General features: G+C 45.1%; 21 protein-coding genes and 3 pseudogenes. 18 read left to right on the forward strand and 6 right to left on the reverse strand.

All coding sequences use genetic code 11. From position 1 onward, the window contains the following. The first annotated feature begins 38 nt into the window (after positions 1-38). The 6 genes and pseudogenes from NST47_RS12050 to NST47_RS12075 all read left to right on the forward strand — a co-directional run. Positions 39-1001, forward strand: a complete 963-nt coding sequence (locus NST47_RS12050) for an ABC transporter permease (RefSeq protein WP_341155360.1) — start codon at positions 39-41, stop codon at positions 999-1001. 27 nt (positions 1002-1028) lie between these two features. Next, positions 1029-1916 carry a carbohydrate ABC transporter permease gene (locus tag NST47_RS12055; protein WP_341155361.1) on the forward strand — a complete coding sequence of 296 codons (888 nt, stop codon included), beginning with the start codon at positions 1029-1031 and terminating at the stop codon, positions 1914-1916. Positions 1917-1973: 57 nt separating this feature from the next. After that, positions 1974-3587 (forward strand): extracellular solute-binding protein, encoded by a 1614-nt coding sequence (locus NST47_RS12060; RefSeq protein ID WP_341155362.1) that lies wholly within the window; start codon positions 1974-1976, stop codon positions 3585-3587. A 56-nt stretch (positions 3588-3643) separates the two neighbouring features. Then, positions 3644-5896: a helix-turn-helix domain-containing protein gene (locus NST47_RS12065; protein WP_341155363.1), complete on the forward strand. Its 2253-nt coding sequence runs from the start codon at positions 3644-3646 to the stop codon at positions 5894-5896. A gap of 18 nt (positions 5897-5914) precedes the next feature. Then, the gene (locus NST47_RS12070; RefSeq protein WP_341155364.1) at positions 5915-8032 is read left to right on the forward strand and encodes a LamG-like jellyroll fold domain-containing protein; all 2118 of its coding nucleotides are present in this window, start codon (positions 5915-5917) and stop codon (positions 8030-8032) included. Between the two features lie 130 nt (positions 8033-8162). Further along, positions 8163-8631, forward strand: a pseudogene (locus NST47_RS12075) (Gfo/Idh/MocA family protein); the annotation flags it as partial. 501 nt (positions 8632-9132) lie between these two features. Here the strand turns inward: NST47_RS12075 and NST47_RS12080 are convergent. The 4 genes from NST47_RS12080 to NST47_RS12095 form a co-directional block, all read right to left on the reverse strand. After that, positions 9133-10770, reverse strand: a complete 1638-nt coding sequence (locus tag NST47_RS12080) for an extracellular solute-binding protein (RefSeq protein ID WP_341155365.1) — start codon at positions 10768-10770, stop codon at positions 9133-9135. A gap of 60 nt (positions 10771-10830) precedes the next feature. Then, positions 10831-11706 (reverse strand): carbohydrate ABC transporter permease, encoded by an 876-nt coding sequence (locus NST47_RS12085; RefSeq protein ID WP_341155366.1) that lies wholly within the window; start codon positions 11704-11706, stop codon positions 10831-10833. 12 nt (positions 11707-11718) lie between these two features. Beyond that, positions 11719-12672 carry an ABC transporter permease gene (locus NST47_RS12090; protein ID WP_341155367.1) on the reverse strand — a complete coding sequence of 318 codons (954 nt, stop codon included), beginning with the start codon at positions 12670-12672 and terminating at the stop codon, positions 11719-11721. A gap of 236 nt (positions 12673-12908) precedes the next feature. Further along, entirely contained in the window at positions 12909-15134 is a 2226-nt protein-coding gene (locus NST47_RS12095; protein WP_341155368.1) for an AraC family transcriptional regulator, read from the reverse strand. 284 nt (positions 15135-15418) lie between these two features. On the opposite strand from NST47_RS12095, the gene NST47_RS12100 reads away from it, so the two are divergent. After that, positions 15419-15943, forward strand: a complete 525-nt coding sequence (locus NST47_RS12100) for a dihydrofolate reductase family protein (protein WP_341159663.1) — start codon at positions 15419-15421, stop codon at positions 15941-15943. 59 nt (positions 15944-16002) lie between these two features. Here NST47_RS12100 and NST47_RS12105 read toward each other — a convergent pair. Both NST47_RS12105 and NST47_RS12110 read right to left on the reverse strand, forming a co-directional pair. After that, positions 16003-16224 (reverse strand): annotated as a pseudogene (locus tag NST47_RS12105) (IS110 family transposase); the annotation flags it as partial. 149 nt (positions 16225-16373) lie between these two features. After that, a pseudogene (locus NST47_RS12110) lies at positions 16374-16808 on the reverse strand (transposase); the annotation flags it as partial. Positions 16809-17196: 388 nt separating this feature from the next. Between NST47_RS12110 and NST47_RS12115 the strand changes: the two are divergent. The 11 genes from NST47_RS12115 (at position 17197) to NST47_RS12165 (ending at position 26370) form a co-directional block, all read left to right on the forward strand. Further along, positions 17197-17643 (forward strand): HAD domain-containing protein, encoded by a 447-nt coding sequence (locus NST47_RS12115; protein WP_341155369.1) that lies wholly within the window; start codon positions 17197-17199, stop codon positions 17641-17643. Positions 17644-18013: 370 nt separating this feature from the next. Continuing rightward, complete coding sequence (locus NST47_RS12120) at positions 18014-18175, forward strand: hypothetical protein (RefSeq protein WP_341155370.1); 162 nt, start codon at positions 18014-18016, stop codon at positions 18173-18175. 149 nt (positions 18176-18324) lie between these two features. Beyond that, entirely contained in the window at positions 18325-18570 is a 246-nt protein-coding gene (locus NST47_RS12125; RefSeq protein WP_341155371.1) for an IS3 family transposase, read from the forward strand. 238 nt (positions 18571-18808) lie between these two features. Next, a complete protein-coding gene (locus tag NST47_RS12130; protein WP_341155372.1) occupies positions 18809-19246 on the forward strand; it encodes a hypothetical protein in 438 nt (145 codons plus the stop codon). A gap of 59 nt (positions 19247-19305) precedes the next feature. Then, complete coding sequence (locus tag NST47_RS12135) at positions 19306-20031, forward strand: hypothetical protein (RefSeq protein WP_341155373.1); 726 nt, start codon at positions 19306-19308, stop codon at positions 20029-20031. A gap of 31 nt (positions 20032-20062) precedes the next feature. Next, a complete protein-coding gene (locus tag NST47_RS12140; RefSeq protein ID WP_341155374.1) occupies positions 20063-21298 on the forward strand; it encodes a glutathionylspermidine synthase family protein in 1236 nt (411 codons plus the stop codon). Positions 21299-21303: 5 nt separating this feature from the next. Then, the gene (locus NST47_RS12145; RefSeq protein WP_341155375.1) at positions 21304-21777 is read left to right on the forward strand and encodes a DUF350 domain-containing protein; all 474 of its coding nucleotides are present in this window, start codon (positions 21304-21306) and stop codon (positions 21775-21777) included. Between the two features lie 301 nt (positions 21778-22078). Then, a complete protein-coding gene (locus NST47_RS12150; protein WP_341155376.1) occupies positions 22079-23368 on the forward strand; it encodes a Gfo/Idh/MocA family protein in 1290 nt (429 codons plus the stop codon). 66 nt (positions 23369-23434) lie between these two features. Further along, on the forward strand, positions 23435-24352 hold the full coding sequence (locus tag NST47_RS12155) for an ABC transporter permease (protein WP_372237348.1): 918 nt from the start codon (positions 23435-23437) through the stop codon (positions 24350-24352). Positions 24353-24373: 21 nt separating this feature from the next. Further along, entirely contained in the window at positions 24374-25252 is an 879-nt protein-coding gene (locus tag NST47_RS12160) for a carbohydrate ABC transporter permease (protein WP_341155377.1), read from the forward strand. A gap of 29 nt (positions 25253-25281) precedes the next feature. Further along, entirely contained in the window at positions 25282-26370 is a 1089-nt protein-coding gene (locus NST47_RS12165) for a mandelate racemase/muconate lactonizing enzyme family protein (protein ID WP_341155378.1), read from the forward strand. The last annotated feature ends 18 nt before the right edge of the window (positions 26371-26388 follow it).

A 26388-nucleotide genomic window follows, 5' to 3' on the forward strand; every position in this document is an offset into this window, starting at 1 on the left:
ATAATGGAGCATTTACTTCCAGCTAAGGAGTCACTACTATGAAGAATGCAAACGCTATCAGAACATCGAAAGGAGGGTTACAGATCACTGTAATAGGTAAAAAAAAGGCGCTCAAGGTCATACAGAATTATCAATTGTACTTATTGTTTTTACCTACCTTCTTATTTTTTATTATCTTTCATTATGGTCCGATGTATGGCTTGCAAATTGCTTTCAAGGATTTTAATTTTGCGAAAGGCATTACGGGCAGTCCATGGATTGGGTTTGACCATTTCGAACGTTTTTTTCGCTCTCGACAGTTTTGGACATTAATAAAGAATACACTGGGCTTAAGCCTATATAACTTGCTTGTCGGATTCCCGGTACCGATTATTTTGGCACTATCATTGAATCAAATTACAAGGAATCGGTTTAGGCGCTTCGCTCAAACGATTACCTATGCACCACACTTTATCTCGACTGTTGTCTTGGTTGGGATGATGTCTGTTTTTTTGTCTCCTTCCACTGGGCTAATCAACCACTTGATTACGTTTCTGGGCGGAGATCCGATATATTTCTTTGGAGAAGCAGGCTGGTTTCAAACCCTTCATGTATTCTCAGGTGTTTGGCAGCATGCTGGATGGGGAGCAATTATTTATTTGGCAGTTCTTGCAGGAGTCGATCCTGGTCTTCATGAAGCAGCAATTGTGGATGGAGCCAATAAATTTCAACGGATCCGGCACATTGACTTCCCGAGCATCATTCCAACGGCAGTTATCCTCTTGATCTTGAATTTCGGAACCTTGCTGACAGTTGGTTTCGAGAAAACCTTTTTGATCCAGACGCCATTGAATATCGCTTCATCTGAGGTAATTGCAACCTATGTCTACAAAACCGGCCTATTGGGATCACAATTTAGTTATTCAGCGGCAATTGGACTCTTTGATTCCGTGATTAACTTGATGCTATTAATTGCCGTGAACCGACTGGCCAGAAAATTTACGGAATCAAGCCTGTGGTAATCAGTTATCGTAAAGGGAGGTTAAGTTTTGATTAAAGCAAGGAGTCGTGAAGACCGTTTATTCGATGCTCTCAATTATTCGTTGGTGCTCCTCTTATGTGCCATTGTTATTTATCCGCTTTATTTTATCATCGTTGCATCCTTCAGTGATCCTTATGAGGTCAATACAGGGCAGATGTGGTTGTTTCCAACAGAAATATCGTTCGAGGGGTATAAAAGAATATTTCAAAATGACACACTTTGGTTGGGCTACAGAAATTCTTTGATTTATATGGTAATTGGCACATGTATCAATGTAGTTTTAACGATTACTGGAGCTTATCCGCTATCTAGAAAAGACTTTTATGGGCGGGGCTTCTTTATGGTCATGATCGTTTTTACCATGTTCTTCAGCGGGGGGTTAATTCCAACCTATCTATTGGTAAAGGATTTTGGCATGGTTAACACCCTATGGGCATTAATTATCCCTAATGCAATTGTCGTATGGAATTTGATTGTCGCCAGAACGTTCTTTACGCAATCCATCCCTGAGGAGGTTAGAGAAGCTGCCTTTATCGATGGATGCTCGAATATTCGGTTTTTTATGACGATCGTTGTGCCTCTATCGAAGGCGATTATTGCAGTCATGGTTCTCTTCTATGCGGTAAGCCATTGGAATTCTTTCTTCTCGGCCTTAATTTATTTGCGGGATGAGAATAAATACCCGCTGCAACTGGTCTTGAGACAAATATTAATCCAAAATCAGGTGCAAGAAAACTTTGATATGGGAGATCTCGACTCGACAGTCATGCTGCAGCTTGCCGAGCAGATCAAATACGGAGCGATTATTTTGGCAAGTATTCCAGTGCTCATCTTGTATCCGTTTTTACAGAAATATTTTGTTAAAGGCATCATGATTGGATCTTTAAAAGGATGAATGCAATGTTCAACTTTTTTAGATATAGTTAATCATACAAAGGGAGTGTTTATGTTTATGAAAAGACGTGTTAGTACACAGGTGCTAATTGCTTTATCGATGGTTCCCTTATTGGCGGCGTGTACAAATGATAAGGATCCTGCTGCTGTTGAGAGCATAAAAAAGGTCGAGAAATTTAATGTATCAGGACTTCCTATTGTAAATGAAAAGATTTCTTTAACCGCTTCTATTCTAAAAGCAGCCCATCATGGCGATTTTAATGATATGGAGATGGTGAAGAGGCTTGAGAAGCTGACGAATGTCCATATTAAATGGGATCAAATCCCCGCTGAAAGCATTAAGGAAAGAAATAATTTGATGTTTGCCAGCCATGAGCTGCCGGATATCTTCTTTGCTGGATTGAACTCTATCGAGGTTGTGCAGTATGGTTCGCAAGGTCTGCTAGTTCCGCTTAATGATTTAATAGATAAGTATGCGCCTAATATTAAGAAATTTTTGAATGAAAACCCGAATGTGAAGAAAGCGGCAACAACACCAGATGGGAAGATATATGCACTGCCTTGGGTGTATAACCAGCCGTATTTTGAATATCGGAACAGCTTTTTTTTGAACCAGGAATGGTTGAAGAAATTGAATTTGAAAGCGCCAACAACAACAGAAGAGCTGTATACCGTATTGAAAGCCTTCAAGGAGAAGGATCCCAATGGAAATGGAAAAGCGGATGAAATTCCGTTAGGCATGATTTATTCCAACTTGAACAATAGCCACCATGTACTGTACGGCGCGTTTGGTGTTTTGGAGCCAACTGGAAGCAAGCTTGCTGTAGTTGATGGGAAGGTACGCTACGAGCCTGTTCAGCCAGCCTATAAGGAAGCCATTACATATTTCCATAGATTGTATCAAGAGGGCTTGATTGATCTGGAAGCATTCACCCAGGATCAGAAGAAATACAATGCGAAGATTGCCAATAAGGATGTCGCGCTATACGGTTCATTTACAAGCTTCAACGGTGGTGAAACAGGATCTAATGAAAGGCTCGCGCAATACATCCCCATTGAACCTGTGGCAGGTCCGAGTGGTGATCGTTTCTGGCGTAGACAAGATAATCGTATGCAATTAAACTACTTCTCGATTTCATCCAGCAATAAGCATCCCGAAATTAGCATGCGCCTGGCGGATGCCATGAATGAAGGCGAGCTCAAATATGAATTGCATCGGGGTCCTTTCGGAACTCATTTAACAAAATCAGCTGACGGTAAAATTACTGAGGTTGCTCCACCTGCCAGTGAATCACAAGCTGTATTTAAAGGGAAAGTAGCGCCTCTAAATTTCATTCCCTTACTGTTCAGCAGCAAGGAAGCTTTAAATGTCGTCGAAAGCGCTGCCAACGATGCTAGAAATGTCGCTTATGAAACGATTTATAAGGACAATATCGTACCTGAGAAAAACACGTATCCTTCAACGGTTTACTCGACCTTGGAGGAAGCTGACAAACTGAAGGTATTGGATCTGGACATTGATTCCTATGTTTCCGAGATGGAAGTGAAGTGGATCGTTCGCGGCGGCATTGATGAAGAGTGGGACAATTATATCAAAGAAATTAACAGTATGGGACTAAAGGATAAGCTGAAGATTCATCAAGGCATCTATGACCGTTATATGAAGAATTGATTTGAAGGCTAGAAGATGTCTATGATGAGATTGAATGTGAGCGAGGAGAAGTGCGTATGAAGTTCTTAAATAAATGTTCACTGCACTACAAGTATTTCATTTCATACACCATCATTCTTAGCATACCTTTGATCCTCATAGGCGGATTCATTTATCAGTATTTTATAGAGACAGTCCGTTCGGAAGTCATAAAAAACAACAAGCAAGTGCTGTCGCAAGTGCAATATAATCTGGATGTGAAAATGGATGAATTGGAAAAAATAGCTTTTCAAATTTCGTTGAATAATCAACTAACCCCTTATCGCGTTACAAGAGACGGCTATTGGGGAAGGCAGGCTCTGCAGGAATTAAACAAATACAAAACAGGAAATAGCTTCATCTATGATCTTGTGCTTTATTATGATAAACAACCTTTTCTATTCTCATCTTATAGTACATATCAGGTAGAAGAATTTATGGATGGATTATTTGGTTATACTTCATGGAATCAAGACCAATTCAGGCAGGATATCCTCCATAACTCCTTGTCTAAAGTGTACGCGCCACAACCTATTAAACCATTGGGTGATAATCCGTTTATTACGTACATGGTCCCCATTCCTAAATCAGCGACCAATTATGGAGTGGTCATGTTTTTCATTAAAGAGAGTTCTATTCAGCTTCTCATTCAAAATATTTTAGAGGATGATGGCAAAGCTACATTTATCTTAGATAGAGAAGGGAAACTCGTTAATACGACTGAATCTAGCAACGCATCCCAAATGGCAGTGATTGCTCCCTATCTGCAATCCAAAGCGGATGAAGGAACCATGAAGCTTCAAATAAAGGATGTTGATTTTCTAGTTTCCTATACCAGATCACCAAGAAATGGATGGACGTATGTGACGCTAGTAGAAGAGGATAAGATCATGACACGTGTTGTCTTTATCAAGAAAATTGCTCTTATAAGCTTAGCGGCAACCTTCCTATTGGGGCTTTGCCTGAGCTATTTGTTTATGAAGTTGAACTATAGCCCGATTCGCAAGCTTAGACAATTCATTGAAAGTGAAACCGGAGAGTCTCTACAGCAACATGTTAATGAATTTGAAGCCTTTCAAAGTATTGTTCATCAGATGTCCAATAAGAACCGATCTATGCAGAGCCAAATTATTTTCAGCAGGCCTGTTTTGAGGAATTTTTACCTGCATGAGTTATTAAGAGGGAATATTGAAGAACTGTCCAAGCTGAATTGGATGGTCAATGAAACAGGAATCTATTTTTATTACGACTGGTTCAGGTCTGTCATTCTACAGCTGGACACATCAGAAGAATCGATCAATGAAATACTGCCCCAAATTGCCCGTAAACTGGAAGAAGAGCTGGACCAGGAGAATGTAGGTTATGCACTGGATACATGGGAAAACAATAAAATCGTGTTTATTATCGCCTCTGAAAGTGATAGTCCGATCGCTTTCCTGAAACAAATGGAGAAATTGCAGATGGCTCTAAGAATAGAATGGGGGGTTCATGCGACCATTGGTGTAGGCAATGCTTATGCGAAAACATCCGAAATCGGAAAATCGTATATTGAAGCCAATACCGCACTGGATTATCGCTTAATACGTGGTAAACGGTCCATCATTTTCATCCATGAGGTGGTAGAAGGTGACAGAGCCTTACAGATGGTGAATGAGATGGAGAATATACGGTTGTATATTCATCGTGGTGAGATCGAGCAGCTATCCAACTATTTGTCCGAATTGATTCGCGAAATCAAAGTGAAAAATGTGTCGTTATTTGTCGTAAGGAACATCTGCTATGATCTCATCCATCTTATTGTGACGACGTTGAACGAGCTGCAGCAAAATGATCAATATGAAGCAATAGGCTACCCGGATGTCATCACTTTATTGGATTATGAAACCATTGATGAATTATCCGATATGATTACGGATATTAGTATTCTCATCTGCCGCCATATCGAGGAGAGTAAAAACCGTTCCTCTGTCCAATGGAAGAACGAGTTAGTGACTTATGTGGATGAGCAATTCACAAACCCTCAGTTTTCCCTTCAATTGATGGCGGAACAGTTCTCGGTCACGCCACCTTATTTAAGTCGTATTTTCAAAGAAGAAACAGGCAAAACATTAACCCAATATGTCAATGGACTACGCATCGAAAAGGTCAAGAAGATGCTTGCTGATGGAGAAGATAATTTGCAGGAGCTTGTGGAGAAGGTTGGCTATACCAATGTCTCAAGCTTTATAAGGAAATTCAAGGAGAGTGAAGGCATTACGCCTGGCGATTATCGGAAAATCTATACGAAGTAAATAAGGAGGAGTACATCCATGTTTTTATTAGAAAAAAGAGTGTTAATTAGAGTTTTGATTTTATGTATGCTGTTGTCTTTAACACCGTTCATCGGGATATTAAACCATGCTTCAGCTGCGACAACCCTGTACGTTTCTCCACAAGAGAACAATGATTATCTAATAAACCCAGGGAAAGGATGGGTTGTGTATAGCAATTTTGCTAATGCAAATTCTGCGGTCTGGAAAAAGGCCTCAGTGGGTTATGCTCGCTTTAATTGGAAGGATATTCACATAGGAGACAATTCTTTTAATTGGACACCGATCGATAACATGTACAATGCTGCTGTAACTAAAGGTAAAAAATTTGCATTTGGGGTTATGCCTGTTCAGGTGAACTCGTCATCAAGCTACACATCCATGCCTCAATGGGTTATTGATGCTGGCGCACAGTATTATTATGCATCAGATGCACCGAGCACCAAAGTGCCTGTATGGAATGATCCCGTATTTATTAGCAAAATGGGACAATTTATTACTGCACTTAAAGATCGTTATAATGGTGATCCCAATATTGAATTTATCGATGCCAGAACCTTTGGAAACTGGGGCGAGTGGCATTTAGGTGGGCTTGGGGGAACAGACCCAGGTGATGCGGTTAAGAGACGGTACATCGATCAGTGGTCTGGCTTTGATCAAACCCATATTATCGTGCCGATATCTGGTGGAACGGGTATGTATGCTGGAGGGTATGGCTATTATGCTCGAGACACCTATGGGTTTGGTGCAAGAGAGGATTCTTCGGATTACTCTCCACGATGGCAAAAAGCTTTGTCATTTTTAAATATCGGTCCAGCAGTAGGAGAATGGTCTTTTCCATATGAAAAATTAAAGCTTGGCCAGGGATGGACAGGTGAGATCTGGTATGACGGTATGGTTCCGGGCCAAATTAATGGTTCCAAATATAGCTATCAGCCATTAGGTGAGTGGAATGGAACGGACGCCAATACCTTTTTATCCGAAAAAGGAAATCTGGTTGATGAGTGGCAGAACAAAATGGGCTATTGGTTTAAAATGACAGAGGCGGCTTATCCCAGTGATCTAGGCAACGGCACTACCGGAAGCCTAACCTTCAAGATGCGGAATGACGGAGTCGCACCCCTATACATGAAAGGAAACACTGCAGTTGTAAAGCTGGCCTTGTTGGACAGCAGCAATCATGTACTTGCCACCAGCACCTTGTCCGGTGTGAATCCTTTTGACTGGAAGCCTGGCCAGACCGTTACGAATTCAACCTATTTTTCATTCACATACAACGCTAATGCAACTAAGCTGGCGCTAGGTGTATTCTCCAAAGCTTCTATGCCAGAGCCGGATATCAAGCTTGGTATTAACAATGGAACATCAAGTAATTGGTATGTACTGTCCGAAATGCCTTCAATACCAGCACCAACTCCCGTTGTACCGGCGGCAGGGCAGGTATTATGGCTGAAGGCAGATTCCATAACGGGCTTGAATAGCGGTGACAATGTGTCTACCTTCGCTGACAGCTCTGGAAGCTCAAACCATGCTGTTCAGAATACCTCGACAAAACGGCCTAAATATTATGCAAATGTTGTTAATGGAAAAGCAGTGTTACGCTTTGATGGCATTGATGATTACATGAGTATGGGGAGTCCTGCATCTTTGAACTTACAGAATAATACGACGATATTTACGGTTGCAAAAAGTCAAGGCACTTCTATTAAAGGCATATATGGCAGAGGAGAAGCGTTGAGAATATCAAGCTCAGACACCGTACCCAGGTTTTTGGTAAGGAATACAAGCCACACGACCAAGACGGTATCGGGAACTGTGTATAGTGGCACATGGAATGCTCTTGGCGGCACCTATAGCAATTCGGATGGGAATCTGAATTTTTATAAGAATGGGGCATGGATAGGAACCGATTATTTGGGAGGGCAGATCAGGAATGTTTCGCCGGATGATCAACCCAACACGATTGGAGCTTATATGGCTTGGCATACGGGTGATCAAAAGTATATCGATTACTTTTTCCAGGGAGATATTGCAGAGGTAATTATCTATAACCGTGTACTGACAGTGAACGAAAGGCAAGATGTTTTTTCTTATTTGTCCAATAAATACGGATTATAATACTTCTAAAGTATGGGATGCTTGTTACAGGCGAGGCTAAGACTCCATGAGAGCTATACTTCTCATGATCTGTATTAGTAGTGAGGGATAGTTCACGCTCCCTGTGCGATTGCAGCAGCGAATGCAGGTGCTCATGGGTGCGATGGGCGACCTCGGCTTTCACAAATCCAATTTGATCCGTTGGCTGCTTGACGACGAAGTGGCTGAAGTCGCTGCTCTCGTGAACACACTGCATAAAGAAGGAACCGATGTAGACGATAACGCGACCTGCGTATTGCGCATGAAGAAGGGAACGATCGGCACGTTGGTTGCCAACTGGACGTTATTATAAAGGCGGCGACAACAGCACGGTATGGTGGTGCGAGAATGGCGCTATGCACATCGCACGCATCTGGTTGATCAAGTTATTGTCGAGCTTCGTGACGGCTCCGTTGAGAAGTATCAAGTAGGAGCGATGGCGACGAACGATAAGCAATTGCCTAGCGGTATTATGGACGCTTTCGTGGAAAGCATTGTAACAAACATACCACCGTGTATTTCCGGTGAAGAAGGTCTGAAGTCGTTGGCAGACGGTCATTCTGGCTGCTTTCGAATCATAGGATTCGAAAAAAGTTGTTCCTTTGTCCTAATACTTATTTCTAATACTGGTACTGAAAAAGTAAACCTATCTGCTGCTTGAGCAGCTGACGGCTTACTTTTTTTATATTGAAGCGAAAAGCACATATGCAAGCATAGGGGGGGTGGTTTTTTATTTCCCCTTTTAAGTCAAAAAAATATACATGTTTGTGTATAAAATTACATTCATGCAATGGCGGATAGTCTCATCAATTATGGAAAACTGCGGTTTAGTTCAGGTGCGATTCCATGCAATGGAAACTATGTATGTTTCCAGAGGATATGTCTTTGATCCTGAAGGATCGCATTCAGATATTAGAAGTACAATGAAGATCGGTTTCAGAAAAACTCGGCGACCTCTCCGGTGGAATACCAGTAAGTGATCGCCGCATAAGCCTTATGATTTTTCGTGGATTATCAAAGGAAGGAAGTATAATATACTGCAGAGAGATGCACGCGAAAAGATTCAATGCAGCCGAGGTAGGTTAATCGAATTTCAATTTTATGAAGTCGTTATTGCGCATCGGCTTGTTTTTATTTTCCTGATACCATTTATTGTAAAAATCATCAATTTGCTTGCCGCCCGACTTCTCCCAAAGTGATTTCGCCTCTACCATCGCCTGCTCCGGCGTATATTTATCGCCGCTTACAATCGCTTTTTTCCATAGATCGTTGATCGTATCCGTATTTTTGTTAATGACGACTAGATCGGCCGAAAGCGAAGGAAGAATCGTCGAATCGTATTCGGTCGCGAACGGAAGATTCGGGTTCAAATATATTTTATCCGCCGTTTCTATCATAGTAAGGAACTCTTTCTCCTGCGGAATGTCGGGACTCAGCTTAATTTCGTATTTTTCGCATTTGCCCATCAGTGCCATTGAGCTCAACATTGCAATATCGTTGGTCATCACCATTTCTTTCTTGTTTTTTTCTTTATCGATCGGCTGGGCGCATCCGTCTTTATCCGTCTTGTAATGCTGGCCCTCCAGCCCGTTCTTAAGCGTATTCATCGTCGGCTTGGATACGAGGAAATCGATATACTTCATCGCGGCCTTCGGGTCCTTCGTATTTGCATTAATGGCAGCCGTCAGCTGAACAGGAAATTTGGGGTTCGGATTGAACTGACCATACGGCCCTTTTGGAAGCTCGATCGGAATCACCTCAGCGTCCGGCACATTTTTCTTCAACGATTGGTATATGGCGAAGGTCGAAACCTGATCCGCGCCGCTACTCTGCGCATACATGCCCAGCTTGCCGTTAATCCAGTCCTGCTTGGCTTTTTCGCCGTTCTTGTCCGTTAAGAAGTCTTTATCCACTAATCCTTCAGAGAACAATCGTTTTTTGAACGCCGTGGCCTCCCTGGCCTGTTCCCACGTCTTCTCCAACTTTCCGTCCTTGGAAAATACCCCTGTATTTTGAAACATTGCGTTGACTACATTTTCTGCCGTATAGCTGAGGTTAATCGCATAGGTATCCTTAACGCCATTGCCGTCCGGGTCCTGCTCGCGGAAAGCTTTAGCCACCGCGTACAGCTCCTCTGTCGTTTTAGGGATTTCCAGATTCAGTTTCTTTAGCCAGTCTTTGCGGATAAACAGCAGGTCGTTGGTCTTCATCCCGAGCAGACGGCCGAACTGATAAATTTTTCCGTCCGGCTTCCTGCCCATTTCCTTCAATATCGGATATTGATCGGCCAGCTTCTTGTACTCAGTGCTGTTGTTTTGAATCAAATCGTCCAGTGGCAACAGCTGCTTCTGCACATACAAGTCATTCATCAGGCCAGAGTCGTAATCGAACACCAGGTCGGGTGCGCCGGCCGATGCGAACAGGACGTTGAATTTCTGCTTGGACTCAGCTCTCGGAATCGGCACAAACTTCACATCGACCGGACCTTGCTCATTCAGCCATTTTGTCCAGCGGTTATTGTCCACCGTACCCTCCTCGACGGGCACATTCCCCCTATCATACAGGGAGGAGGAAATGCTTCCACGTTTGCCATCCCCTTTGGAATTATCACCGCTCTTGGCCGCGTCTCCGCCGCCGGCACAGCCTGCGAGCAAGGCTCCTGCCGCAAGCATTACGGCAAGGCCGGTATTCGCCGTTCTATAAATAGATGTACGTTTCATTTGTTAACCTCTCCTTTTAATATATTCTTTGTCCAATCAAGTCTTGAAGCTCCGATCGTGCTATCCCTTGATCGCGCCGATCATAACACCCTTGACGAAAAATTTTTGCAAAAAAGGATATACGGCCAACATAGGGAGCAGCATGACGATTACACCCGCGGCTTTTATCGTTTCCGGAGTAACATCCTTGATGTCGTCCGACTGTACATTGTTGATTTCCTGTAAAATGGTCTGGCTTTGAATCATTTGCTGCACAAGCACCGCCAGATTCAGCTTGGTTGTATCCTGAATATAAATCATGAGACTGAAAAACGAGTTCCAATAACCGACACCATAAAAGAGAGTCAATGTGGCCATAACGGGCAAAGACAACGGGATAACGACTTGAACCAGCAGTCTCAGCTCGCTACAGCCGTCCATTTTCGCCGCTTCGATCAGTTCTTCCGGAATATTTTCAAAAAAGGTTTTCATAATGAGCATATTGAACGTGCTGATCAAGCCCGGCAGCCAAAGCGCTGCGTATGTATTCAACAGTCCCAGCGATTTAACGACAAGAAACGTCGGGATAAGTCCTCCGCTGAACAGCATCGTGAATACAATCACCAGCGTCCAGGGACGCCGAGCGTAGAAATGGCTGCGGGAGAGCGGATATGCCGCCATTACGGTAAACAGCATGCTTAAGGCGACGCCCACCACTGTAATGACAACGCTGTTCCAAAATGCCCCTAGCACCCTCGTCCCGTTAAACAGCACGCCATACGTTTCCCATGTAAACCCGATCGGCCATAGCGTCACATCTCCCGACATGACCGCATGTGGATCGCTGAACGACAACGAAAAGAGATGAATCAGCGGCACAAGACAGCTTAGACCCGCTAACGAAAGAATGGCATAGTTGCAGAAGTAGAATAGTCTTTCGCCCCTTGAAGTCTTCACTTTGGCTCCTCCTTACCATAAACTTTGATTAAACCGCCGAGCCACCCTGTTTGCCGTGAATACCAGAATGAAGCCGACAAACGATTCGAACAGCCCCATCGCCGAGGTTAGGCTGAACTGCCCGCCCTGGACGCCTACGCGATAAATGTACGTACTGATGACCTCCGCTATGTTTAGAACGCTTGCATTTTGAAGCACATAAATGTGATCGAAGCCAACTTCCAGAATCCGGCCGAGCGAAAGAATAAATACGACGACGATCGTTGAGCTGATACCCGGCAGCGTTATGTTCCAAATTTGTCTGAACTTGTTCGCACCGTCCATGCTGGCCGCCTCGTACAATGATGGATCGATGGAACTCATCGCCGCCAAAAAAATAATGGTGCTAAAGCCCGCCTCCTTCCAGATGCTCGACCCTACGAAAATGGTAATCCACGAAAATTCGTCATAAAGAAAACTGAACGTAGATCCGCCCAGCTTCTGGATCATAAAATTAACCGCTCCGGACTGCTCGGCGAATAGCGCCACCACCAGCCCTCCTACAATGACCCAGGAGAAAAAATGAGGCAAATAGACTAACGTTTGAACCGCCTTTTTAAACCACTGTTTGCGCGCCTCGTTCAATAAAATCGCCAGCACGATCGGAACCGGAAACCCGGCAACGATGCTGAGCACGCTCAGCATCAGCGTATTGCGGATAATGTTTAATGTCTGGGGATTGCTGAACAAGATTTGAAAGTTTTTGAATCCAACCCAAGGGCTATGCCAAATTCCATCCGCAAAGTTATAGCTTTTGAAAGCCATCACGGTTCCGAACATCGGAGCATATTTGAAGATAGCGTAATACGCCACAACGGGCAAGAACATAAGTAGGAGCGGAAGGTTCTGCTTAAACCTTCGTCTTGCATTCAAGCGATAAATCTCTGGCGATTGCGAATGAAGTTCGGTATCTCCTGCAGTGTTCATATGAGCTCCTTTCGATCCATGAATTTGTGCGCACTCTGGATGGCCTTAACTATAGGACTGAACGGCCGAGCTGGCAATCGCCATGTTTCATTCGATCTGCAAATTTCCGAATTCGGCTGAAAAACAGGAATATACAAAAATCCGGCAATTGATACAATTCCGCAGTGGTCCGCTCCATACAGAAAAACCCACTCCTCTGACGGCGCAACGCCATGGAACGGGTAGTCTCGGAAAATTTATACTTTGCGGTATTCGCCAGGAGTCGTTCCGGTCGTTTTTTTAAAAGCACGGATGAAGGTCATTGCGTTGGTATATCCGACATGCAAAGCCACATCCTGGACCGGCAGTGCCGACTGCTTCAACAGATCCTTCGCCCGGTTCAAACGGACATTCGCCAAATAATCAATGAATTTTTCGCCCATCTCGTCGCGGAACAGCTGGCTAATATATTTGCCGTTGACCTTGAAGGCATCCTCCAGATGCGACAAGGACAACTCTGGGTTATTATAATTCACCTCGATATACTTGCGCACGCCTTGAATAAAATCGTGATGGCTGCTATGTTCACGAACCCGAGACAACTTGCGCCACGTATCGTCCAAAACGCCGAACACCCGCTGCTTCAACTCCCCAATTGTTTCGAAGCTGTCGAGCAACTCGTTCAGCGCCGGAATCGCTTCCGCTTTCCACAGCTCCTGCAGCTCTGGCTGCAGTTCCATCATTTCCTTGTATAGATTGTAGAGCAAATAATTGAGCAAATGCAGGATTTCTTCGCGCTTATACAAGCCGTTGTCGATTTCTTCGAAAAATTCGTCCGCATGCCCCTTCCATTTCTCGTCACCCACCCTGAACGCATGTGCGAGAGAGTGGACGGAATTCAAACTTTTATAAGCCACTCCCTGCTGCAGCGGAGTATGCCTGCGTTCGATCACCCGGCCGGTGCCCAGCATCGTCTTATAGCTCAGCGATTCCAATGCGGACTGATAGCTCTGTAAGATATCCGACGGCTCCTCCATCGTGAAGCCTATACCCATGGTAACCGTAAAATCGAGATGTTCCCGCACCCAGCCGATCACCTGGCTGCACAGACCGGAGACGGGATCGTCGGCTTCGAGTTCCTCACGGTACTGCAACAGCACCCCGAGCCGGTGTCCCGACGTCCATTCCGCCCACGGGGTCAGACCATGCGTTTCCCCCAGTTCATGGATCACGCTACTGAGCACAAATCTAAGCAAATATTGATCCCGCGTCGAATAAGTTTGGCAAAAATTCGAGTACTTGTCGATTTCCAGCACGGCCAGTCCGATGCGTCCGTCGTGGCGCGGCAGTTGAAGACGTTCCATCTCCAGCTGCCACTGCTCGCGAGAGTACATCCGGTTGCCTTCGACTAGATCTGTAAAAAATAGCCGTCTCTTATAAAGCAGCCCTTCCTCAGAGCCTTGCCGGAGCTCATTGGCTTGCTCGATCAGCATGTCGATCGCATGCTCAATGAATTTAAGCGCATCCTTACCAAATTCGCTCCAATTCAGCTGGTTTTTCTTCTTGGAATACGAATTCAGTTTGCTCAACATCGATTCGATCGGCCGATAGTTTCGCCGGGTGATGAAAACAATCCAGTACGCACCGGCGATGAAGAACAGAACGGCGACGATAAGAGCCGTATTGTAGACTGCATTGCCCGCTTCGTACCAGTTGCCGTTAATGAGACCCGTATGAATCGTAAAGCCGCTGTACTCCGACGTAAGCCGGATCAGCTCAACGCCGCTCTTCACCTCGGGTGTGTCCAGCAGCATTTGCTCGTCGGTACCGCTGATTTCGGCATAGCTGACATTCGCATTCGACATTTCCATGATCAGCTCTTGTAGCTTTTTCGTTTTGACATTAACGACAAAGACCGTTTCTACCCCGGTGCGCAGCGGGATTTTCCGCAAGAGGGTAATGACGGGTACGGCAGCGTCCGACCCGGTTATTTCCTTGTAGATACGCTTGGATGTCCACGGATGCTCACGCATCGCTTGATATTCCGGCCTGGCCGCCTCTATCGCAAATGCCCCGTCCCCAAACTGCTCAACCGGACGAATGAAATTGTCTGAGAAAACCTTGCGCTCCTCCGGACGGAAGATGTAGATCGAATCGATCAGCGAGCTGCTGTTGTGCATCCGCTTGATTTCATTGGTCACTTCGTATTCGACAAAGTGGTCGTTCAACGAAGGAACGTCATAAATAAACTGGATCAGCTTATGGTTATTGTACATTTCGTTGACGAGCATTTTTTCGATATTTTGCAAATTATAATCAATCGCCTGCAGCACATGCTTGGCAAATACTTCGTTGGCACTGCGTGCCGAAGCTTTGGACTGGTGGTTCAGCATATAGGCCATCAATAACGAAAGCAAAATAAATACGATAAAAAAGACCGGGAGATAATACAACAATTGACGATAGAACCATGGTTTTTTCATAGGAACCTCGTTATAACATAATATAAGGTGGATGGCGAAGCTGCGGAGGACACTTACTTGCCATTCGATTTTATGCCATACGGGGGCAATTCGCAACCATGAAAATGGAAGAATGCATTTTTTTATACTTTCATCCCATCATCAGTTTATCGTTGATTTTTAAGTTGATGGCAATACCATTTAAATATATCTTTACAGGAATTCCCTTATGCGGTAAGTTCTAATTATAAGAAAACTGTAATATGGAAGAGGGATTGAAAGTGGAAAAATCGTAGTATCTATCTATCTATCTATCTATCTATCTATCTTTAGACGGAATCATGGAAGAGCCGGGGGGGTGGCATATGCCTTATTGGGATGATGAAATGGCCAATTTCCAACGCGATGTGTTTTATCCGAGTGACGCGCTTCTTCTGGGGCGAGTTACATACGAAGGTTTTGCCGCAGCGTGGTCGAAAATGAAGGGGGAGGGTGCCGACGAGAAGAATTCCATGCCCAAGTATGTGGCTACTACTACACTAGAAGAAACCCAATGGAACGCCAGTTTCATCAAAAACAACATTATAGAAGAAGTGACCAAGCTTAAGCAGGGAACGGATCAACAATATCTGATCTATGGTAGCGGTCAATTAATTCGTACCTTGATGGAGCACAACCTTATCGACGAGTATCACTTTATGATTCGTCCGGTAGTATTAGGCAAGGGCAAACGACTCTTTACGGAACAGAATCAAAGAGACTTGAAGCTGGTAAGCGTTAAGACAACATCAACGGGTGTAGTCATTTTATCCTATCAACCCTCAAAATGACTTGACTAAAGAATTCAAAGACAGTTTCACAACGTTCCATGCGCTTGAATTACAAACCAGAATTGAACAACTGGACTATGATAATGACCCGTTGCCTCTAATACGACTGCCGCACGTTTCCCAATAAAAGATTCCAAGTCTTGGGCTTAACGAAGAAAAGACGCAAGTCCATCAAGATCATGATTAAAACGAAAAATCTTTCCATAGGGTGTTCCTCTGTCTGCAAAAGCTTGCACGTGACTTTCCCCTTTGAACACATCCAAACCAATGACATGGTTCACATAATCACTCCCATTATATTATTCATCGGCAACCCCTAACCAACTGTCGTCCACATTATCGCATGTGATTCGGGATCATGGTCCCAACCACACAAAATAAGGTCTACCAGAAAGATCTGGTGACCTCATAATGGATTGTCAACATTAAATCAGACAGCTTTTTTAAGGGCTGCTTGACGATACTGAACAGGCGTCATGTACCCCAGTGATCCATGAATTCGATGCTTGTTAAACCAGTTGACGTAGTCGAATAGTTCCAACTGCAGGTGATGAAGGCTTTGGAACTCCATCTGATGGATGAACTCCGTTTTCATAACCTTGTAGGTCGCTTCAGCCACAGCGTTGTCATAAGGACAACCCTTCGCGCTTAACGATCGACCGATCTCAAAGGTTTCCAGAAGCTCGTCCATCTTCTGGTTTTTAAACTCACTTCCACGGTCCGTATGAAACCACTGGATTTGGCTCAGATCGCCTTCTACCGTAGCAAAGGCACGCGAAACCAGAGCAGCGTCCTTATGGGGACCTGCACTATGGCCAAGGTACGTCGTTGTTTTTTCGGCATTGTAGAGTTCCGCTCCTTCGCATGATAGGTCTATTCTACAAGCCCTTATTTTTATTGTCCAACTAAGTGTAGTCGATCCAATATCGATAAAAAAGGCGAGAAATGCAGCTAAATCAACGAAACCTATTAATGAGAGAGCATCCCAATAAAGCGGATGCTTTTTTATTTTATAGGGGAAGGGGGATAGTTTCTACTTTTTATCAAAAGTGTATATTGTAGCAGGGTAAAGGCACTGCAAATCGTCGCGCTGTATTTTGAAAAGAACGACAATATTATCAACTATAGCGATACGCCAGATGGTACAATAGGTATAAAAAGGGAATTGATATGGATATATGAACCATTGGTCTCTGATACATCATTGGAGCATATTTGGATTGAGCAAATTATTATACTCGGGTGTGGATTGCTTGAAATTAATCTTTTTAGATATCGATGGGGTACTAGTAACATCTAACTCTTTAATACCAAGTGACAAGTATTTTGGACATACATTTGATCCGAACTGTGTTCGAAAATTAATGGAAATCCTTACAGCGACAAAAGCGAAAATAGTCATTTCTTCATCTTGGAGAGAAGGCAGGACCTTAACTCAATTACAATCCATATTTAGAGCTAATGGTCTAGAGGATTGTGTAATTGGAATGACACCTTCGTTCAACGATGAAACATTCAGAGGAATTGAAATACAGGTATACTTGGACACTTTTGATGATCTTGAAGGATTCGTTATTATTGACGATGAGGAAGAGATGGGTGAATTGGAGCCTTTCCTTGTGGAAACTGACTTTAGAACTGGAATAACGGAAAGTGTAAAAGATGATGTAATAAACAGATTAATGATGAACAAACAATGAACGAAGGAAAAATTGTGAGTAGGAGGTTATGCTATGTCACTAGTACCCTTGAGGATACCAATGGGGGTTATATGCTTATCTAAATCAGCACGTCTAGCAGCTCTAATCACAATGTCACGGACACCTCAATCATACAATCAATTCCCGTTAGAGTTGTTTATTCCAAAGGTTGCCGTAGTAAATTGGAAGCATAAGCTTGCCAAAGCGGCAAACATATGGGTTAAGTGACACCTCATGTACAGCATGTGTCAGAAAAGGCAATCACGTATTCACCAGAATTTAAAGTAAAGGCTCTATAAGAAGATCTGGAGGCTTATGCGCAAGTAGGGTCTTATGGCTAAGATAACGTAGGCCAAACCCCTACCGAAAGATGGCTAAGGCCACTCAAGAGCATAAGACTTCTCCGAACCTGCTCAAGCGTCAGTTTGATCAAGGCGAATCCGAAAAGGTGCAACTGACGGACATTACCTACATTCCTTATGTAAATGGACTCATGTCCTATTTATCTTGTGTAAAGGATGGAGCAACCTAACAAATCTTGGCCCATCACCTTTCGAAGTCGTTAGAGATGTCTATCGTGAATCGAACCCTGGACAAGCTCTTGAACCTTGCATTTTACTCTCCATCCGGAGGCCATGATCCATTCGGACCAGGGGATGCACTACACACCCTTGCTTTCAAATGCGCATTAAACAAGCCGGCCTTCAGCAGTCTATGTCTCGTAAAGGGAATTGTTGGGATAATGCTTCTATAGAGTCGTTTTTCGGGCACATGAAAGATGATCTGGATGAAACCACATCTTTAACTTTTGAAGAACTACAAGCCCAGATAGAGGAATATATCCACTTTTATAATTCAGAACGTTTCCAATGGGAATTAAAACAGATGACCCCTGACGAGTACAGGAGCCATCTATTAGCAGTATAGGGTTACTGGGTGTTTATTTAAATGTCCACAAACCGGGTCACAGTTCAGATTGGCGGAGTGGCTGTTTTTTAAGGTGAAAAACTATCGTCGTCCGGCTACTCGCTTTGACAAATTGACCTCGACAAAAAGCGAGTTTATGCTTGTCAGTTTAAAATAATTTCAAGATTATTTTGGATATTTATAGTAGAATAAATCCGAGTTATTTTTTATAGAAAGGATATTAGAGGGGGAACGGGGCATGGCCCGACTGGAATATCGTTTATTACATAATCCTGCTGAAATGATATGTCATTATGATCCTATTTCAATCGATGAATTGCTTGTACGCAACGATTCGGATTGGTTTATTCGCGGTGGAACGATATATGAACGGCATCGTACGGAAGAGGAAGACAGTGTTCATCTGATCTATGTGATTCCAACAGAAACAGCGGTAGAGCAGTCCGAACCGGAAAGCGTGCAGCAAGAAGGATTCGTTGTAGAAATCCGACAATTTGCAGACGAAGCTGCTGATTATCCGCTCCTGCATGTAAAGCATTGCAGCAGCTTGCTTGAGGTTCTGCTGCTGCTGCAAACGGAAACGATCAAGCTGAATGGACGCAAGTGGAATAAAACATCCTTCGAGCTTGATGAGGATCGAAAAATGTTCGTTTATTATGCGAGAACCAACGATTGAGGTGACCAACGATGCTGCCAAAAAAAGAAACGATAACACACACAGAAAAGACTCCTCCCATGAATAAAACGGCGCTAATGGTTTCCGTATTCATGGTTACGGCCTTGGTGGGGTGTGGACAGACTCCCCCAAATGCCAACACTGCTGCATTGGCCAACAAGACCGCCCAGGAGGCCGTGGTATCCGGCGAGGAAGAGATACAAGAGATACCGGAGCTGGCCAGCACAGATGATATACCATATGGCGGCACTGCAGGGGATTATTGCCAGGACGATAATGGCGATAACCAATGTGATGACTCAGGAGCCAGCGTGGATAGAAACTATGTGTACAATTACAATGGAAGTACTTATTATGGCCGGGAATCGTCCGTATCCTCAGGATTAATTACCGGAGCGTTGGCGGGGCTTGCCGTAGGTGCCGCAGCCGCAGCAATCGGAGCCGCTAAGGCCGGGAAAGCTTTGCAATCCAATAAGGCAGTTGCGCCCGCCAACAATAAGCCGACAGCCAGCAGCAATGCCAAGAGCACAACACCTGTCGCTGACAGCAAATCAAAGACTGCAACGACCAGCAAGCCAGCGCCTACGACAACTCAGCGCTCCGGCTCGTTCACCTCTTCTGCGTCTACGGCTCCTTCTTCCAGCTCTTCATCCGGAAGCAAGTCAGTATCAGCACCCAAAGCGTCATCCGGTTCCTCCAACGGGATATCCAGCGGAGCCTCCGGCGCCAAGGGAGGAATCGGCAGCTCCTCCGGCAGTTCAGCATCCAAAGGGTCAAGCAGCTAGGAGCTAGATGAAGGGTGGGGGCGTAGCCTGCATGAATTACGAAGAGCTTAGAAATTCGATCTATGGTCCGCTGCGTAAAGAGGGCATATTTACGTGGGACTTTATGTATGAGGCCGAATACGCGCTGGCAGACATTCATCTTATCAACCTGGTTGAACATAAACAGCTTCAGGAGGCGACAGATCGCCTTGCGCGTATTTTTCACAAATGTTATCCGGTGCTGCAGGAGGCGGAGGATGACTTTTTGCTGGCCATGGGAATTCCCGCTGAGGCTTTGCAGACGGTTCGTATCAAGCTCCCAGCTGCTTTTGCAACGGTGTACGGAGCTTTGGATTTGGCATGGACAACGGACGGCATCAAGCTGATCGAGTTTAATGCCGACACACCGTCTTTAATTGTAGAGGCCTATTATGTCAATGGACACGTATGCCGCCACCACGGCGTGAGAAATCCGAATGAGGGCTGTGAGCAGCATTTTCCACAGGCATTTCAATGTATGCTGGAGAGCTACGGCGAGCTGGCGAATAGTACGGAGCCTATCGCATTTTGCTCGCTCGACTGGCATGAGGAGGATGCGGCTACGACACGCTACTTATTGCAGCAATCGGGACTGAACGGCCGATTCGTTCCGCTCTCCGATCTCCGGGTATATGAGGATAATCTGTATTTTGTAGATGGCGATTATTTAACACCTGTACCTATGATGCTGCGGCATCATGCTTTGGAGAAGCTGGCTATTGAGACCGATGAGGAAGGATATCCGACTGGAGCGCATACCCTGGATTTGATTGCACGAGGGAAGGTCGGTATTATTAACCCGCCGAGCGCCTTTTTATGCCAGACGAAGGCTCTCCTTGCGCTCATCTGGAACCTTCACGAAACCGGTGTTTTTTTTAGCGAGGAAGAGCATGAATGGGTTGACCGCTATATGCTCCCGACATATTTTGAGAATCGCTTTATCGGTGAGCATGCTTATGTAGAGAAGCCGATTTATGGCAGGGAGGGCGGATCGGTTACGCTCTATGACGCAGACGGAACCATCGCCGAGCACAACGACAATGATGAATACCGCGACCAGCCGATGGTTTACCAGAAGCAGGTAGAGCTTCCCCAAATTACAGTTCAAACGTTAAACGGCCCTTACACAGGAAGTGCGCTATGGCGTTCTTTTGTTATCGGAGGGACTCCTTCCGCTGTATTATTACGATTGGGAAATAAAATTACGGGGAATGAGTCGTTTTATTTGCCAGTCGGTCTCAAGGACTAACGGCTATGATGCTGCAACAGGAAAGGAACATGGATATGGATTTGAGTTTGATTATCACGTGGGAGCAAGTATCTAATTTTTTATTATATTTGGTAACGACCTTGGGACTTATTGGCGCAGGACTGGGTATTTTTCTAATTATTACTCCATACAAGGAAATGAAGCTGATCAAGGAAGGGACCAGTACTGAAATAACGAAGGTGAATGCAGCGCAAGCATCCGCTCACGATCTCGGCGGGAAAATGATCGGACTGTGCGTCGTGCTGGCCTCAGCTATTTATCATTCTGCTAATCTTATGGAGCTGATCCTCTGGGGATTGGTCGCTATTGTTGCCCAAATTGTGACTTATTACTTGTTTGGATGGATTACCCCTTTTAAAGTCGCCAAGGAAATACAAATGGGTAACGTATCCGTCGCGATTCTCGGGTCACGTCTCAGTCTGGGATGCTCGCTTATTATAGCTGCTCTGATCAGTTGAATAGTTAGTCGGATAGTTAGACAGTTGGATACATATTTACATACATAAATCCATCAATATTTCTGGAGCAGCCATTGAAGGCTGCTCTTTTTGTCGTGTTCTATAAAGATTATAGAAGTGGACATTAAGGATTATAAACGCCCAAATAACCAACAACCATACGGTTTACAAGGATTTACTGCAATTGTCGCTGTCGGGATTGTATCTATTTATCCGGTTATTCGAAATAATGAATTCAGAAGTCAGCTTCACCGACAGGGCGTCGGTATCATCCAACCCAATATCAAGAATGAGGTGCTGAATGAAAAAAAAGTATGCAGTTTGCGGCGTAAGCAATCGAAGCCTGAAAATGTTCATCGGACCGATGCTTTCGACATTTTCCAATCAAGCAGAGATCGTTGGGCTGCTCGATATTGATTCCAGAAGGTTTGAAGTATGTAAGAGCAAATACCCGGAGCTTGCCGGCGTGCCGGAATACGGAGCCGATGCTTTTGATACAATGGTCGCACAAACGAAGCCGGATGTCATTATTGTAACGGGCCGTGACGATACGCATGTCACTTATATTTTGAAGGCGCTGCAGCACGATCTGGATGTGCTTTCCGAGAAGCCGATGGCAACCACTGGGGCTGATTGTAGGCGTATTATCGATGCAGAGTCCAAGAGCAAGGGGAAGGTAACGGTTGCTTTCAATTACCGGTATGCTCCTATTCACAGCCGGATCAAGGAACTGGTGCTGGAGGGCAAGGTAGGGCGGGTAACATCCGTCGATCTGAATTGGTACATCGATACGTACCATGGAGCCAGCTATTTCAAACGGTGGAATCGGGTTAGGGAGCATTCGGGAGGATTATCGATTCACAAAAGCTCGCATCACTTCGATTTGGTCAATTGGTGGACGGGGCAGCAGCCGGTAGAAGTATTTGCCTTCGGCGCTCTTAATTATTACGGCCCTGATGGCGAGTTGAATCCGAAAAAAGAAGATGGACGCCATTGCGCCACCTGTGAGGTGAAGCCCGATTGCAATTATTATATGCGCTGGTCCTCACGGAGCAAGGAGGTTCATGTAGTAGACGATCATATCGGTGCTGTCGGCACCGTAGATGCTCAAGCTCCTTACAGCGAATACCGCTCTGATGCCTGTATCTACGATTCACAAATTGATATCGAGGATACTTATTCGGTTAACGTCAAATATAATGGCGGAGCGCTGCTCACCTATTCAGTCAATTTTTCACTGCCTTATGAAGGCTACCGACTGGCAATTAACGGAACCAAGGGTCGTATTGAATCGATGGAATACCATTCCTCCGGCAGAGTACCATTCCCTGTCCCTGTGCAGACGATCGATTACTTTCCATTGTTTGGCTCCAAGGAAACCATTCATGTCGTTCACAGACAGGGTGGGCATGGAGGCGGAGACCCAACGCTTCTGGAGGACATCTTTCTCGGTCCCGATCCGAAGCGGCCCTATGATATTTTGTCAGGCTCGATAGATGGCGCCTATTCGGTTGGAACGGGAGAAGCGGTATGGAAATCCGTTAAGGAGAATCGTCCCATTCGGATCGAGGATGTATTGGCCTCAACTTAAATTGCACATAACAGAAAGGAGGCGTTGGATTTGAAAACACAAGTGGCGAACGGTGCAGCAAGCAGCTTGAGCCATAAGGCAAGCTTGTTCTGGAGTCGGCTTATCAAAGGGCGTTATTTATACATGATGGTCACACCGGGCCTGCTGTATTTTGCCATATTTAAATATTTACCTATGTGGGGGGTCATGATTTCCTTTAAGGATTATTTGCCTTATCGGGGGTTTTGGAACAGTCCTTGGGTCGGCTTTAAGCACTTTGATCGTTTCTTCCATGATCCGGTATTTTGGCTGCTGCTAAAAAATACGTTTGTGCTTGCGATTTATAATATTGTCTTTTTCTTTCCAATCCCGATATTAATCGCATTGATGCTGAACGAGCTGCGCGTGGAATGGTTCAAGCGATACATTCAGACCGCCGTCTATATTCCCCATTTTGTATCGTGGGTCGTCGTTGTCGGCATGGTGTACACCTTTTTCTCCTCCGAGGGCGGGATATTTACGAATATGCTCGTTAATGCGGGCTTCGGCAAAATTAATTTTTTGATGTCCAACGACTGGTTCAGACCCATGATCATTCTGGAGGTCATCTGGAAGGAATCCGGATGGGGAACGATTATTTTTCTGGCTGCGCTGTCAGGGGTCGATCCTACACTCTATGAAGCCGCCAAAATGGATGGCGCGGGCCGAATGAGACAGCTGTGGCACATTACGCTTCCAGCGATTCGCAGCACCATCGTGATCTTGTTCATTTTGCGGCTTGGCAGCTTTCTGGATACCGGGTTCGAGCAGGTTTTCCTGATGCTCAATTCGACAAACCGTGAAGTTGGCGAAGTGTTTGATACTTATGTGTATGTCAATGGTGTTCAGCAAGGGCAGTTCAGCTTCAGCACCGCTGTCGGTCTGTTTAAATCACTTGTCGGCTTGTGCCTGGTGCTTGCCGCTAATAAAGCAGCCAAGAAAATAGGCGAGCAAGGTGTATATTAACTTGGAAAGGAGGCTGCTGTTATGATTCATCCTACAATGAGCTCACGCGTATTTGATATTGTCAATTCCGTGATTCTGATTGGCTTCGCATTGTTTGCCATCGTGCCCTTCCTGTTTGTACTGTCAGGTTCGTTAACAGCTTCAGAGGAGCTGATGCAGCGCGGGATTGTGTTATTTCCAACGAAGTTCTCGCTGGATGGCTATCGCTATATTTTTTCAACAAATACCATCATGTGGAGCCTTGGCGTAACGGTTTTTATTACGGTCGCAGGCACCTTGATCAATTTGCTGTTCACGACATTAACGGCTTATCCGTTGGCGAGAAACGAATTTATGGGTCGCGGTCCGATTATGCTGCTCGTGCTGTTCACAATGCTGTTCAGCGGGGGCATGATTCCAACCTTTCTGGTCGTCAAATCGTTCGGCCTGCTGAACAGCTACTGGTCCTTGTTAATTCCGGGGGCGATCAGTGCCTTCAACCTGATTATATTAAGAAACTTCTTTCAGCAGCTGCCGGATGGGCTGGAAGAGGCAGCCAAGATTGATGGCTGCAACGATTTTCAAATATTGGTGCGCATCGTGCTGCCACTTTCACTTCCCGCTATGGCTACCTTCTCATTATTTTATGCGGTTGGCCATTGGAATACATTTTTCAGTGCGATTTTGTATATCAATGACAGCTCCAAATGGCCCATTCAAGTATGGCTCCGCCAAATCGTTATTTTGTCACAGGGCGGGATCGGGGATTCACAAGAGATGGGCAGTGATTATGTAGCACCCCCCGGTGAGGTCATCAAGATGGCGGTTATCGTCGTCTCAACGGTTCCGATTTTGATTGTGTACCCTTTTCTGCAAAAGCATTTTGCCAAAGGGGTCCTGCTCGGCTCTGTCAAAGGCTAGGGAATCATCCAATACAACGGGAGGGCATCATGAAAATCACCAATATTACCTGCTATACAAAACCGATGGGATTGTTCTATGTTAAAGTGGATACCGATGAAGGCGTCTACGGTTTCGGTGAGTCCAGTCCGATGCGGCCTGATGTGCTGCTGCAAATTATGAACACTGTCATCAAGCCCTATGTGATCGGGATGGACCCCTTTCAGGGAGAACGGATTGAGGAGATTGTGCTAAGGAGAAATTATAAAATATCCGGCCAGCTGCTGGCAGCCGCATATAGTGGTCTGGAAATTGCGTTATGGGATCTGAAAGGTCGCTATTTGAAGCAACCCGTGTATAATTTGCTTGGGGGTCTATATCGTGAACGCATCCCTCTCTATGCGTCCAGTATGAGCCGCGACCTGACGCATGAGGAAGAAGCCGTCAAGATTCGTGATGCGATAGACCGTCTTCAGGTAAAAGCCGTCAAAATCAAGGTGGGGCCGCGTTACGGTACAGGACTGCCCGTCGATCTGGACGATGATGTACGCAAGGTCAAAGCGGCGCGGGAAGCGATAGGCCCGGATTGCAAGCTGATGATCGATGGCAACAGCTCGTATACGTATATTCAGGCGGTTCAGCTGTTTGACAGAATTAAGCCATATAACATTTACCATTTTGAGGAGCCTTGTCCTTATTATGATGTGGACACCTATATTAAGCTGGCTAACACGCTGCCCGTACCGATTCATGTCGGGGAGCAGGATTGGAGCATCTTCACGTTCCGTGATTTTATAAGCAAGGGAGCCTGCCACTTGTACGCTGCCGATCCGGTCAAATGCGGAGGGCTGTCCAGTGCGAAACGCGCTGCCGCCTTGTGCCGTGCATTCGGCATTCATTATGTGCCGCATAATACAACCAAGGGCATCGGTTTTGCCGCAGCGATCCATTTGGCTGCCAGCTCACCGGAATGCAGCAGCTATTATGAATACAACATAGAATCGAACAGCACACGAGAGCGCTACTTGAAGCAGCCTTTCGAGGTACAGGATGGTTACATACTTGTGCCGCAAGGACCCGGCCTCGGCATTGAGCTGGACGAGGAGCTTATGGAGTCGACGCTTGACGTTTTCCGTTAATTATTTAATGAAACTCTA

This window comes from Paenibacillus sp. FSL H8-0034, from assembly GCF_038000305.1.
Lineage (GTDB): Bacteria > Bacillota > Bacilli > Paenibacillales > NBRC-103111 > Paenibacillus_S.